Consider the following 12,427-nt stretch of genomic DNA (forward strand, 5'->3'; position numbering starts at 1 on the left):
CGTACCGGGCAGTAGAGGAGAGCGTTCAAGCTGATGCTGCAGCCATACCTTGCTGAAGACGACGGATGGCTACTTTTTCTAGCAAACCCATCAGCGCCCCACTGTCGTTAACCACCGCTATGGTCTGCAGTTTCTCCTTGTCCAGAAGAGCCACAATATCGAGCAATGATTGATTGGACTGTACAACTGGGGGGAGTACCGTTGGCTGTAAGATTTCTTGGACTGACACCTGGGGCCATTGCATAGTGGGAACAGTATTCAGATCTTCTAAGTTGACGGACCCCACGAGCTGTCCTTGCTCATCGACGACGAGAAACTTAGAAACCTTACCCTGATAAGGGATAGCCTGATTGGCAAGCTGTCGGAGGGAATCATCTTGGCCAATCACAAACTCACCTTCAGTCACCACATCTGCTGCCGTGTATCGACTCAGCTCTTCTTGAAGCTTAGAAGATTGGAATGCTTGCCCTGCATTTTGGTACAAGAACCAACCAATCAGGGCATTCCAGACACTGAGGCTTAGGATACCGGATGCGATCGCAACGCCACCCACAACCTGTCCAGCGCGAGCTGCAATTCTGATACCTCGATAACGATTGCCCGTAATCTTCCACACGGCTGCTTTCAGGACATTGCCACCATCTAAGGGTAGGCCTGGAATCATATTGAACAAGGCTAGAAAGAGGTTAATCGTGGCGAGAAACCCAACGATGGCAGCAATCGGGCCGCTAATAGGTAGCTGCAGGCCTGCATAAGAGAGTAGAGCCCAAAGGAGGACGCTGACGGCAGGACCTGCGATCGCAATGGCAAATGCCCCTGCAGGTGTTTTAGATTCTTCCTCTAGACTAGCGAGTCCACCAAACAGAAATAGGGTGATGGACTTAACCTCAATCCCTTGCTGCATCGCCACCAGGCTATGACCGAGTTCATGGGCGAGTACTGAACTGAACAGTAGAATTGCTGTTCCAAAGCCCAGGAGCCAGGGTCCAATCCCGATTAACTCTGGAAACTGTGCTGCTAGACCATTGCCGTAGGTCCAGGAAAAAAATAGCAACACCAGAAACCATGATGCATTGAGATAGAAAGGGATGCCAAAGAGGCTACCTAATCTAAAGTTACTGTTCATGTAAAGACTCCTAATCGATGGATGAGCAATCCTCCTCGAAAGGTCTGCGGTATTGCTCCTTACCTACAATTGTAACGAAGTGTAAACTTTCACTGTTCCGTAGTAACCGCCCTGAAGCGTTCGGTTCTCCTGTGGGGTGGTTCAGTTGCCCAGCGCTGATCTAACTCAACGCCCTTAAGAGAGACTTGCCAGACTGTACTGGGCCAATCAATGGGTTGAGCAGAGTGCAGAAGAGAGTGTTTAGATTTTTGTGTAAGCCGTAACGTATTCAATAGTTGAATCGTGTTGGGAACAGAATAGCAAAATGGGACAGCGCCGCCTTCCAATTCAAAATCGGTCTGGTCCATCTCTTCGAGATATTCCTCATCGCCAGAAACATCAATTTGTAGACAGACTCTTCATTCGGGAAGACAGCTTTGGTCTTAATCACCTTTCGCAGTGAGCGATTGAGCGACTCAATGGCATTAGTGGTGTAGATAACCTTTCGGATGGCCATTGGGTACTTAAACAACGGAGCAATATTATCCCAATGCCGTATCCAGATTTGGCTGATGCCAGGATACGTCTGGTCCCATTTGTTGGCAAACGCATCCAAGGCAGCCTCAGATTCCTCCAAAGTGGCCGCTTGATAAATGGGCTTGAGGTCTGCAGCTACGGCTCGACTTTCCTTCCAAGGCACATGGCGCAAACTATTGCGAATGAGATGAACGATACAAACTTGAACTTGAGTATCGGGATAGACCGATTCAATCGCCTGGGGAAAGCCTTTGAGACCATCACAGCAAGCAATCAAGATATCCTGAGCGCCTCGGTTTTTAAGGTCTGTGAGCACTGAAAGCCAGAATTTTGCTCCCTCCCGCTCGGCAGCCCCTATCCATAATCCCAACAGCTCTTTGTTTCCCTCCACAGTTACCGCTAGCGCGACATAGACGGCTCGCTTGCTGACTTGGCCATTGACTTTGATGTTCACATACAGGGCATCGAGATAGACAATCGGATACACCTCATCCAATGGTCTTGAGCGCCAGTCTTTAACCTCCTCCATGACACTATTGGTGACGTCACTAATCAGACCCTCAGAGATATTGGCCCCCATACAGCTCCACCAATTGAGACTCGAATATCACGAGTGGTCATGCCACGAGCATATAAGGCGATGATTTTCTCGTCGAGTCCCGCGATACGTCGCTGGCCTTTGGGCACGAGGACAGGCTCAAACTCACTGCAACGGTCGCGAGGAATCGATAGGTCCATCTCTCCTTGTTCAGTCTGGACGGTCTTTTTCGAGTAACCATTGCGACTGTTTCTAGGGCCATGAGAACGCTCATCGACGGAGGATTGATGCAGGTGATGAGTCAATTCACCTGCCAAGGCTCGTTCCACTAGGCGTTTGCTGAGTTGTTTGAGCAGTCCTGATTCGCCCAGAATATCCTCTGGCTGTGGATTCTCTCCAATGAGTTCATCCAATAGCTCATCAACTCGATTGGGTACTTGTTTCTTTCTAGACATGATGCGGTCTCCTGGTGTGTTTGGATTCTAGACCGCTTACACAAAACTCTGATCAGTCTCTGCAGAAAGTCAATCCGTTGATCAGAATTGAGGACTTTCCCCTGTAAATATCTCAGGCTCTAGCGGTCAAGCTTTCAGTTTGGCTACATTGCCAGCTAATCCTGTTAGAGAATTGTGCTCCAATCCTAGACTGATCAACTTTATCGATTGCCTCCAAAAAACTTCGTAGACTGTTGGTATTGCTATAAGGGAGAAATCCTGATGGGATACACTCGCATTCTGGCAGCAATAGATGCTTCATCTTTGCGATCGATTGTGTATGAGCAGGCTTTGGAAACGGCTCAACTTCACCAAGCTGAGTTATTGCTGTTGCATACTATTGAAGCGGATATTAGTGCATCGTCGGGAACGCCTCTCGATACTGGTTACATCTCTCCATCTGTGGTGGATCTGCAGATGGCTCAGCAAGCTTGGGAGGTGCAACTTGCAGACGCAAAACAATGGCTCCAGGAATTTTGCCAAATTGCAGAACAGCAAGGTGTGAAGGCAACCTTTGAAGCTGAGTTGGGAAATCCAGGGTATCAAGTGTGCGATCGCGCTCGGGATTGGCAGGCTGACTTAATCGTTGTAGGACGACATGGCCGCACTGGCTTAACTGAACTCATATTGGGAAGTGTCAGCAATCACGTCGTTCACCATGCCTCTTGTTCCGTCTTGGTGATTCAGGGAGAAGAAACGGTTGTGGACGTGTCCGACTAACTGTAGCCTTTGGGAGTCTTAAGGTGATTCAGTAGGATTCTCCGGTGCTATAGTTCGTTGCCACCAACCTTGAAGGTTGGTGGCAGACAGAAGGGAAGAGTTTAACAGATGCATGACATCAGCCCTTTCCTAGCTAGCTTGGGGTTGCTGAGGACCTGAACCAAACAGATCGGTTCCAGCTAGGCCAAAGATCACCATAGGCCAACCATCAGAGATCAGGTTTAAGCCCACGAGGAGACCTAAAATCCAGGCAGAGTCAGCAGGCCAGCCCAACATAATGGAAACACCAAACACCACAGCAAACAAACCGCTACCGAGGGTCCAATACCAGCCAGACTCTTCTTCGCGCATTCTGATGGCCATGATGGCTTGCAAAATACCTTCTACGAGAATGAAAGATCCAATTGCAAGGGTCAGGCTGAGGACACCTTGAAGGGGATAAAACAGCAGCAATGCACTAGAGCCAATGTAGCCTGCACCTAGCAAGAGCTTAAAGACTAAGCTTTTGACATTCGCGCGAGACCGATAGGCATAAATCAGTTGAATAATACCGCTGCTAAAAAAGACACTCGCAATGACTAGCTCAGTGGCTAGGGTGCTGACAAAGGGCATGGCAATAGCCACAACTCCTAAGACGACGAGCAATGCCCCCAGGGCAATAGACCATTTCCCTAATGAGGGGTCGTTGTTTTGTATATCTTGGTTACTCATGTAAAAATCCTTTTGTACTGCGAAATTTGAGTTTCAATTCCGCTTAACAAGCTGTAACTATCATCTCTGAAATGGTTTGGATTCGAATCTACCCCTAGAGAGACAGGCTATGGGCTAAGGGTCTGACCTAAGAAGGAGATTAAGCTTCGATAAGCAGTCGTTGGGGTGGCTTATTGGGCTCCTCATACCAATTACCACCTAAGAGTGTAATTCTAATTATTTGCTAAGCCAACTCAGTATTGGGTTTCACGAGTTTGAGAGCTGACTGCCTGACAGATCTTCGCCTTCCCCTGCTCATAAAGCCTTGCACTGTAAAGAGCGGATGCGAGAGAACCAGATTTTGTTGTAGTGTTTCTTTTGAGCTTTTTTAGACGCAAAACACGGTTGTGGATCATGGCAGAGCAAGGGGACTGGCATCAACAACTCCCGTCCTTTATGGACTACCCCCTTGAGCCATCGCAATCCAATTTTGAGATAACTAATGCCTCGCCGCCAATGTGGATCAACCTGTTGGCGCAGCCCTTTAATGTGAACAGCCATTCCTTGAGTCGTGCTGAATAGCAGTGCCACAGCAGCAACCAGATAAAGCCTCTCTAATGCATCAGCACAGCGAATTTTCGACTCTTCTAGCTCAAACACTCCAGACTTACTATCGAGAAATAATTCTTCGACCCGAAACCTCAAAGCGTATTGCCACAAGGTCTGTAGCGTGGGTGATTCATCTGTAATCACCGCCCATGGTTCTTTCACTCCTCGGATATTAGCCAACACCAGATTGCACCGATAGATGCCATCTTCCCAAAGACCGACATTGCGGTAGAGGAGGGCTTCGCCTTTGGATGGCCACAATTGTCGGACTTCTCTTGGACATTGACGTGGACCATGGAGAAGGACATCACAAGGGACACGCAGACAGTAATGCCAATGGCTCTGTTGTAACCAGCTCATCAGTTGATGGTTCGCAAACCCACGATCTGCTAACACCATGACATCTGGATGCTGCCGCAATAACCAACGGGCCTGGCGCAATAGCGGTTGATATTCCTCAAAAGCGACAGCTGCACTCTTGTGCTCTAATACTTTCCACAACAATGGTACTGCTCTGCCACAGCAGACGACGGATAGATGAATCATGCAATATTCATTCCATAACACCGTTGTATCCATTGCCAGGTATAGACGATGAGATTGCCAGTTCTTAAGGGCTAGCAGGACTAGAGGTACATATAGCTTGTTAATATCAATGCGTTGATTGGCTATAAATCGTTGCCACCGACGCTCGACACTTTGGGCTTTTTCTGGCTCGGCAGGGAACATAGGATTCCCAGGCAGATAAGCTTAAGCGTTCACTACAGATTAACGCGCTTACCATCCAGCCCAGAGCAATGAGATGGCGCAAATCTCGATAATGGCTGTGTTGACGTAAAAAGGAAAACAGTTGACGATAAATTTGGGTGGGGCCTGACATTTGAATAACGCTGATTTGTGATTAAATCTAGCCTCACATGTCTCTCCACTCTTTTCTCATAAACTATGTAAATAAAGGCTTTGACCTACTTCTGTCAGGCAATCAGGTTTGAGAGTTACACCTTCAGGCACAGCTTGGTATCAAGATCAGACCTCGGCTAAAGATTGGTCGGAGCGAAAAGTTCTATAGCTTAAATGCGAAGCCCTATCCGTCCAGGACCTTTTCTAGGTGGGCATTCGTTTTATTGCTCTTAACTAAAGCCTTAGAGAGGGCTACAGTTTATCGATTTCCGAATATTGGTTAACTGCAGTCTGGCCCTAGGAATAAGCCCAAGTCTACGGATGTTCTTGTACGTCAAGAGGTAGAGACTGTTAGGGTTGGTTGCTAGCAATACCTTATATGTCAACGTTGGTTTTGATTTTGCGATCGCTCTTATGGTTTCTCCTCGGATTGACCGGGGTGATATTAGTCAGCTTGTATATTCGAGGGGCATTTCGCACACCCGTAACCTATCGAGTCGAAGACGGTCCCAGCCCAGAAGAATCTAGATTTCCAATGGTGCTGGCTAGTTTGTCTACCTCTTTGATCACCTCAGGAACGATCACCCAGTTCTGGTCCAAACCCGATCAGATTCAGGCGGCTCGGTTAGAGGCCATTAAAACTGCCCAACGGACGATTCATTTTGAGACGTTTTTTATGACACCGGGGCGTCGAGCCAATGATTTTGCCGCAGCCCTAGCGGAGCGGGCAACCGCAGGTGTACAAGTACAGCTCGTGATTGACGCTTACGGTGCCCATACCCTACCCAAGCGTTATTGGCAGCGACTCCAATCCGCGGGTGTGCAGGTGGAATTCTTCAATCGATTGGACTGGCGGGCACCCTCTAATTTTGCCGGTCGTACCCACCGAAAGTTACTGCTGATTGATGGAAATGTTGGGTTGATTGGCGGTGCAGGTATCTCTGATCATTGGGACGGAGACGAACAAACTTCTCCCTGGCTAGACATTGAGGTTTGCTTAGAAGGAGAGATCGTACCCATTTTAGAGGGCATGTTTATTCAGCATTGGACCTACAGCGGTGGCGAGGCCAATCTCAGAGCCGAGATCTTTCAGACTGATCCAGCTCAGGACCCAACATTGATGCTGGTGACACCCGGGAATAATCCCACCTACCGTTTTTCTCCGATTCGAGCGCTGAAAGAAAATACGATTGTGGCTGCCAGAAAGCGGATTTGGTTAGCGAGTCCCTATCTAATTCCAGATCGAAACACCCGTGAACTCCTGATCGAAGCCAAACAGTCTGGCGTGGATGTTCGCATCCTCACATCCACCCTTGAAAATATCGATAAAAAATACGTTTACTATGCCGCTTATGAATTATGTGGCGATCTGCTCAAAAACGGCATTGAAATTTACGAATATCTTCCCAATATGACCCATGCCAAGCTGCTGCTGATTGATGACCGATGGGTCAATATTGGCAGTGCTAACTTCGACCCCCCGTAGTTTCTTTCATAATGAGGAACTAGATATTTCCACTGCCGAGCCCAGGCTTCAACAGTCAGTTGAACAAGTGTTTGTAGACGCATTTGCCCAAAGTCAGACCATGAGCTTTAAGGATTGGCAACAGCGCTCTTGGTGGCGGCATCGGTTGTTCGGCAGTTTGGTTCGGTTTATTCAATGGCAACTTTAGAGGTGGGCAAAACCATTACCGATAGGGGGACTGCCGCTGTCTAGTTTGAGGTCGCCTGCTTCGTCCTTGCTTCTACTGCCACCGGGACGGCATGAATAAGAAGAAGTTTCTTGCCATGCTGTAAAAGTTGCCTTGATAAGTCTTCAGGCTTGTTCAGGACTAATCCTGGGAAAAGCAGTTACTCAGTAGGTTGACCAGGATGCATTACTTCTCATCCGTTACATAACTGGGAAATTTATTAGCAAAGTACTTACTGAGCAATGTATTAACGAAGGAGAGCAAGACAGGTGCCAGGAGGAAGGAAAGAAGCCCGCTGACCTTAAATCCAGGCACCAATAAAGCCGCCAACCATAGGCAGAAGCCATTTACAATCAGTGAAAACGCTCCTAAGCTCAAAAAAGTTAAGGGCAGAGACAATAAGGAAATCACTGGCTTAACGACAGCGTTCACAATGCCAATGGCCCCTCCCCCCACGAGTGCGGCTGGAAATGTAGAGAGATCAATCCCCGGGAAAACGATATCCACGACTAATAAACTGAGGGCTGTAGCCAAAATGGTCAGGGCAGAGCCGATCAGCATATTTTTGGAATCATAACGAGCGAGCATAATTTATTTCCTTGTTTTTGAATGAAGGATATGAACGGGATTTGATTGTCAGCATAGGAGAGCAACCGTTATTCCCGTATCTACCTTGAGAGTGAACCTATTTTCGGTGGCTCGTCCGCAAGAAATAGTCTGACTACTGAAGTCACTTTCTATCCTTGAGGAATAGAGAGAGGTCGGTCTTTAGGTAGATGCCCGATGGGCGTTCAAAATTGGATACTCGGGATATTGAAAATATTCCTTACATCCTAAAAATCATGAGTCTTTTAAACGTTGTTCTTGCTATCGTCTTCCCTCCAGTCAGCATTTTTTTGAATGAAGGTATGGGTGGCACCTTATTCATCAATATCTTGCTAACCCTCGTGGGATGGGTTCCTGGTTCAATCCATGCTGTTTGGGTTCTCTCCAAACAAGGGGAGAGAGCCAGGATTTAGCAACAGAATTTTCTGCACAATGCATCTACCGAATGCCTCAGCTAGATTCAACCCCTCCGTTGTGGAAAATGAAATCTGGCTATTAACGAATCTTTGCCCTATGAGGCATATCAGCGTGGAGCTAAACAATACTATTGAATAGTTTGAATTTACAGTTAAATTTTTGGGTTTATTGGTTTGTCTTTTGTGGCATTATCCTAGGCCGATACTTCATTGTCGCAGGCGGCACCCATTGGCTATTACATTTGCTGTTGGGCAATCAGCTTTTCGAGTCTTGGTTTGGCAATAAGCAACAAATAAGGAAAGCCATTTCAGAAGATATTAAGCTTTCTACTCTGTCAGCTATTTTCTTTGCACTGAGTGCAGCCTGCTTTATGGGTTGCTACCAGTTGAAACTGACAAAAGTCTATACCCATTTAGAAGTTCAAGATTTAGCCTACTTGGTGGCTAGCTATGTGGGAGTGTTGATCCTTCAAGATACATACTTCTACTTTATGCATCGGTTATTTCATCTACCATCCCTGTTCAAGCGATTTCACCAAGGACATCACCAGTCTAAAATCCCTACCCCTTGGACCTCTTTTGCCTTTGATCCTCTAGAAGCAGTCTTTCAAGCGTTGTTCTTGTTTGCGATTACCTTCGTAGTTCCCTTGCATTACGGTGTTCTCCTGGCGCTTTTGACCACAATGACGGTTTGGGCTGTGGGGAATCATCTGGGGTTTCAAATTATTCCAGATTCTCGCCTCAGCCGTTGGTGGGGAGGATGGTGCATTGGTTCAACCCACCATTTGGTTCACCACAACCGATACACACGGCACTATGGTTTGTATTTCACCTTTTGGGATAAACTGCTAGGCACTCAGGATGATAATTACGAAGCGCAACGATTAGAGTCTTGATCAGATATCCCTAGACTATTCCCTTTTAGGCCAAGTGAACCTGAAGGTTGTCCCTTGATTGGGTTTCGACTCTACTTGAATCCTTCCGCCTTTTGACTTGACGATTTTTTGGACAATTGATAGACCAATGCCAGTATTTTCAGTGGTATCTCGACTATCTAAGACTTGAAAGATTTTAAAGATCTTATCGTGGTAATCTTCGGCAATCCCTGGACCATCATCACTAACCACAAACTCATAGCAATCAGGCTGCTTTGTCCCTGAGACCCAAATATGCCCCTCGGATTGGTGATGATGTTTGATGGCATTGCTCAGGAGGTTGCTAAAAACTTGCTGTAATTGGAGGGTATCCGTCTGTAGGGTGGGCATTGGCCCCATGATCTCAATTTTGAATTCGGTAGGGGGAGCCAACGAATCGATGATCTCAGAGAGCAGGTCTTCGACCCTGATCGTTTCTATAGTGGATTGCCGTCGCCCAATCCGAGAAAACTGCAGCAGCCCATTAATCAACGCTTCCATGCGATGAACTCGTTTACGCAGCAAGTTCATCTGGTAGCGATTTTCTTCATCTAGTTTCTCTTCAAGATCTTCTTCAATCCATTCCGAGAGATTCGCAATTGCCCGCAAAGGTGCTTTCAAGTCGTGGGAAACCACATAGGTAAACTGGTCTAGCTCCTTATTGCGCTCAGCTAAAGTGAGATTTGCTGTGGCTAAAATTCGGTTAGTGGCCGCCAATTCATTCCCGCGGCGCAGCATTTGTTTTTCCGTTTGCCGATACAAAGATAAAGCGGCAGCAAATCCCAATAGGCTAATCACCCCAGACACCCCCAATAGGGCATCATTGACAAATCTAGCTTGGTTCAGACGAGTGCGGCGTCTTACTAATAATTCCTGTTCAGTCTCTTTAAAATCTTGAAGGGATTGTCGGACCGCATCCATACGAGCTTTGCCTTGTTCCACTAAAACCCCGAGTCGAGGGGCCTGGGGCGCAAATCGGAAATCGTTTTCGATTTGTTTTAGGGTTTTAGCAAGAATATCGAGTTCTTGTTGGATTAAAAGTTTCAGCCCAGTAACCTGTTGGCGTTGCTCTGGATTGCCCTGAACCTGTTGAAATAATTCCTGCACCGTCGGTTCAATGTCGGGTAATGCCTCTCGATAAGACGTCAGAAATTTTTGGTCTTCGGTGAGACCATAGCCCCGAATTCCTGTTTCCGCATTGATCAAAACGTTTAAAAGTTGATCGCTGGTCCGCAGGACTTTCTGGGTATGGACGATTTGCTGATAGGTAAATTCTTCATTCTTGCGGGTGCCGATCCAGGCTGCCATGGTAATCAGCAGACAGGTTAAAGGAATGGCTAAAATAACCGTTCCTTGGCGAGTTAGGGACAGATTAGTCCAGTAGTGGAGAATGGATTTTCTCTTGGCTGGGTTCTTGGCTTTAGGCGCTTGCTCAGCTTTTGCCATAGTTTTGCAACGTTAGATCAGTCCTGCTGGAGAATCGTTAATTGACCAAGCCTGAGCGGAGAGCTCTGACGGCAGCTTGGGTGCGGTCATCGGCACATAGTTTATTCAAAATGCTGCGCACGTGGGTTTTGACGGTGCCCACGGAAATATAGAGTTTGTCGGCAATGGCGGCATTACTGCATCCTGCCACAATCAGTTCTAAAACTTCTAATTCGCGATCCGTTAACGGTTCTGTTTCTAAGATGGCTTGGTATTCCGGATCAGTGGCTTTAATTACCGTGGTTTCGGCTTCAACATCTTGAAGATTTTCTTTTGACGCTTTCGCTTGCTGCAAAACGATCCGGGCAATGTTGGGATCAATCCAAGCGTTGCCCTCATGGGTGAGCTGAATAGCGCTGAGTAAGTCCTCGACACTGACTTCCTTAAGGCTGTAGGAATCTGCGCCAGCGGCAAAGGCTGCGAGTACGGCATCTTCACTGGTATTAGCCGTCAGCATCAGCACCTTGGTTTGCAAGGTTTCGTCTGCCTGCTGTACTTGTTTGAGCTGTAGGGTTACTTCAATGCCATCGATGTCGGGTAGGCCAATATCCAAGATGGCGACATCGGGTTTATATTGCTGAATCATCTCCAGTCCCTGGCGACCATTGGCCGCCGATCCGAGTACATCCACTACCCCACTATGCTGAAGCGCCGCCGTCAGTCCCACACGGCTGAGATCATGGTCTTCAATAATAACAACCTGAATTTTAGTCATTAGTTCGCCTTGTTAATGGATGAATAAGAGGAGCTAGAAACGGACTAGGAAGCTGTTAAGGAGAGGTCAGACTGATTGGGACGGTCTTGAGGAATCAAAGGTGATTCGCTGATTGTGGCATTGATTGCTTTGGCTTGATCAACATTGTCAGCAATCGTTTGGCAAATGTCATCGATGGGTAAATCATTGGCATCTTGCCCAAAGGGGTTATCCAGTTCTCGTCCTACTTCTTCCAGGCCCAGCAGGATAAAGCTAACCACTGCCACCATGGGCAATGCCCATCCATGAATGTCAGGCACCCAACGAAAGGGTAAACCGATACAGTAAATCAGAATCAACCGTTTCAAATAAATTCGATAGGCAATGGGGAGGGGGGTGGAACGAATGCGCTCACAGCTACTCATTCCTTCAATCATTTGACTCAAAGATTGATCAAGATTGGAGGCTTGGTTACTATCAATATGACCTTGTTGTAGGGCCTGCTGTAGGTGCATCCCGATCCAAAACGTGATTTGTAAGGGAGGATGTTTGGCATCTGCCAAAATTTGAGCCTGCTCAGGTGTAATCAGGTCTTGCAGTTGGTTGCCGATGGGCTCTGATCGCAAGTGCAGTTTTGTGGCTAGGGCAAAGGCGACCAGTAGATTGAGTAAGGTATCTCGATCTGTTGAGGGGGTCGTTTTGGGAGAGGGCCAAAGTAAGGCAACCTGTCGAGCAAAGTTGCGGCTGTTAACCACCAGCATTCCCCAGGCTTTGCGACCCTCCCAAAAACGATCGTAGGCCGTATTGGTGCGAAACACGAGCAGTAAACCCAAGACCAGGTTGTAGACCACGTTGGTGGTGAGGTTACCAATCTCTTTTAGGTAAATGGGGTAGTCCCAATAGTCAAGACTACAGATGGCGAAGGTGAACCCGGCAAAGGCCAGGATTCGAGGCAGGATAATGCCCGCAACGGAGCCGTCGAGTCTGAAGGTGGTAGCTAGCCAATTCGATTGGGTGGGAGTGTCCAT

General features: G+C 47.4%; 12 protein-coding genes and 1 pseudogene. 5 read left to right on the plus strand and 8 right to left on the minus strand.

The genetic code is table 11. The features are described from left to right. Window positions 1-25: 25 nt before the first annotated feature. Window positions 26-1,126: a site-2 protease family protein gene (locus tag HRE53_RS22540; RefSeq protein ID WP_235108024.1), complete on the minus strand. Its 1,101-nt coding sequence runs from the start codon at window positions 1,124-1,126 to the stop codon at window positions 26-28. 268 nt (window positions 1,127-1,394) lie between these two features. After that, window positions 1,395-2,635 (minus strand): annotated as a pseudogene (locus HRE53_RS22545) (IS256 family transposase). 261 nt (window positions 2,636-2,896) lie between these two features. Here HRE53_RS22545 and HRE53_RS22550 point away from each other — a divergent pair. Next, window positions 2,897-3,394 (plus strand): universal stress protein, encoded by a 498-nt coding sequence (locus HRE53_RS22550; RefSeq protein WP_235108025.1) that lies wholly within the window; start codon window positions 2,897-2,899, stop codon window positions 3,392-3,394. A gap of 129 nt (window positions 3,395-3,523) precedes the next feature. On the opposite strand, the gene HRE53_RS22555 is transcribed toward HRE53_RS22550, so the two are convergent. Beyond that, complete coding sequence (locus tag HRE53_RS22555; RefSeq protein WP_235108026.1) at window positions 3,524-4,105, minus strand: HdeD family acid-resistance protein; 582 nt, start codon at window positions 4,103-4,105, stop codon at window positions 3,524-3,526. A 294-nt stretch (window positions 4,106-4,399) separates the two neighbouring features. Next, the gene (locus tag HRE53_RS22560) at window positions 4,400-5,422 is read right to left on the minus strand and encodes a transposase (RefSeq protein WP_235108027.1); all 1,023 of its coding nucleotides are present in this window, start codon (window positions 5,420-5,422) and stop codon (window positions 4,400-4,402) included. A 550-nt stretch (window positions 5,423-5,972) separates the two neighbouring features. Here HRE53_RS22560 and HRE53_RS22565 point away from each other — a divergent pair. Continuing rightward, window positions 5,973-7,079, plus strand: coding sequence for a phosphatidylserine/phosphatidylglycerophosphate/cardiolipin synthase family protein (locus tag HRE53_RS22565; RefSeq protein ID WP_235108028.1), 1,107 nt, complete (start codon window positions 5,973-5,975; stop codon window positions 7,077-7,079). Then, a complete protein-coding gene (locus HRE53_RS22570) occupies window positions 7,057-7,266 on the plus strand; it encodes a hypothetical protein (protein ID WP_235108029.1) in 210 nt (69 codons plus the stop codon). The genes HRE53_RS22565 and HRE53_RS22570 overlap by 23 nt, the downstream gene beginning before the upstream one ends. A 204-nt stretch (window positions 7,267-7,470) precedes the next feature. Here HRE53_RS22570 and HRE53_RS22575 read toward each other — a convergent pair whose 3' ends face one another. After that, entirely contained in the window at window positions 7,471-7,872 is a 402-nt protein-coding gene (locus HRE53_RS22575) for a phage holin family protein (protein WP_235108030.1), read from the minus strand. A gap of 188 nt (window positions 7,873-8,060) precedes the next feature. Between HRE53_RS22575 and HRE53_RS22580 the strand changes: the two genes are divergently transcribed. Both HRE53_RS22580 and HRE53_RS22585 read left to right on the plus strand, forming a co-directional pair. Beyond that, on the plus strand, window positions 8,061-8,303 hold the full coding sequence (locus tag HRE53_RS22580; protein ID WP_235108031.1) for a YqaE/Pmp3 family membrane protein: 243 nt from the start codon (window positions 8,061-8,063) through the stop codon (window positions 8,301-8,303). A gap of 134 nt (window positions 8,304-8,437) precedes the next feature. Beyond that, window positions 8,438-9,202 (plus strand): sterol desaturase family protein, encoded by a 765-nt coding sequence (locus tag HRE53_RS22585; RefSeq protein WP_235108032.1) that lies wholly within the window; start codon window positions 8,438-8,440, stop codon window positions 9,200-9,202. Window positions 9,203-9,217: 15 nt separating this feature from the next. Here HRE53_RS22585 and HRE53_RS22590 read toward each other — a convergent pair whose 3' ends face one another. Genes HRE53_RS22590 through HRE53_RS22600 form a run of 3 tightly spaced genes read right to left on the minus strand, consistent with a single transcriptional unit; the run spans window position 9,218 to window position 12,427 of the window. After that, window positions 9,218-10,666 carry an ATP-binding protein gene (locus tag HRE53_RS22590; RefSeq protein ID WP_235108033.1) on the minus strand — a complete coding sequence of 483 codons (1,449 nt, stop codon included), beginning with the start codon at window positions 10,664-10,666 and terminating at the stop codon, window positions 9,218-9,220. Between the two features lie 37 nt (window positions 10,667-10,703). Next, window positions 10,704-11,420 (minus strand): response regulator transcription factor, encoded by a 717-nt coding sequence (locus HRE53_RS22595; RefSeq protein ID WP_212665407.1) that lies wholly within the window; start codon window positions 11,418-11,420, stop codon window positions 10,704-10,706. Between the two features lie 44 nt (window positions 11,421-11,464). Further along, window positions 11,465-12,427, minus strand: a complete 963-nt coding sequence (locus HRE53_RS22600) for a bestrophin family protein (RefSeq protein ID WP_235108034.1) — start codon at window positions 12,425-12,427, stop codon at window positions 11,465-11,467.

It is taken from the genome of Acaryochloris sp. 'Moss Beach', assembly GCF_021497025.1.
GTDB classification, from domain to species: Bacteria; Cyanobacteriota; Cyanobacteriia; order Thermosynechococcales; family Thermosynechococcaceae; genus Acaryochloris; species Acaryochloris marina_A.

Coding starts and splice junctions, on each gene's coding strand:
- HRE53_RS22540 (WP_235108024.1), bottom strand. CDS start 1,126: ATGAACAGTAACTTTAGATTAGGTAGCCTCTTTGGCATCCCTTTCTAT.
- HRE53_RS22550 (WP_235108025.1), top strand. CDS start 2,897: ATGGGATACACTCGCATTCTGGCAGCAATAGATGCTTCATCTTTGCGA.
- HRE53_RS22555 (WP_235108026.1), bottom strand. CDS start 4,105: ATGAGTAACCAAGATATACAAAACAACGACCCCTCATTAGGGAAATGG.
- HRE53_RS22560 (WP_235108027.1), bottom strand. CDS start 5,422: ATGTTCCCTGCCGAGCCAGAAAAAGCCCAAAGTGTCGAGCGTCGGTGG.
- HRE53_RS22565 (WP_235108028.1), top strand. CDS start 5,973: ATGTCAACGTTGGTTTTGATTTTGCGATCGCTCTTATGGTTTCTCCTC.
- HRE53_RS22575 (WP_235108030.1), bottom strand. CDS start 7,872: ATGCTCGCTCGTTATGATTCCAAAAATATGCTGATCGGCTCTGCCCTG.
- HRE53_RS22580 (WP_235108031.1), top strand. CDS start 8,061: ATGCCCGATGGGCGTTCAAAATTGGATACTCGGGATATTGAAAATATT.
- HRE53_RS22590 (WP_235108033.1), bottom strand. CDS start 10,666: ATGGCAAAAGCTGAGCAAGCGCCTAAAGCCAAGAACCCAGCCAAGAGA.
- HRE53_RS22595 (WP_212665407.1), bottom strand. CDS start 11,420: ATGACTAAAATTCAGGTTGTTATTATTGAAGACCATGATCTCAGCCGT.
- HRE53_RS22600 (WP_235108034.1), bottom strand. CDS start 12,427: ATGGACACTCCCACCCAATCGAATTGGCTAGCTACCACCTTCAGACTC.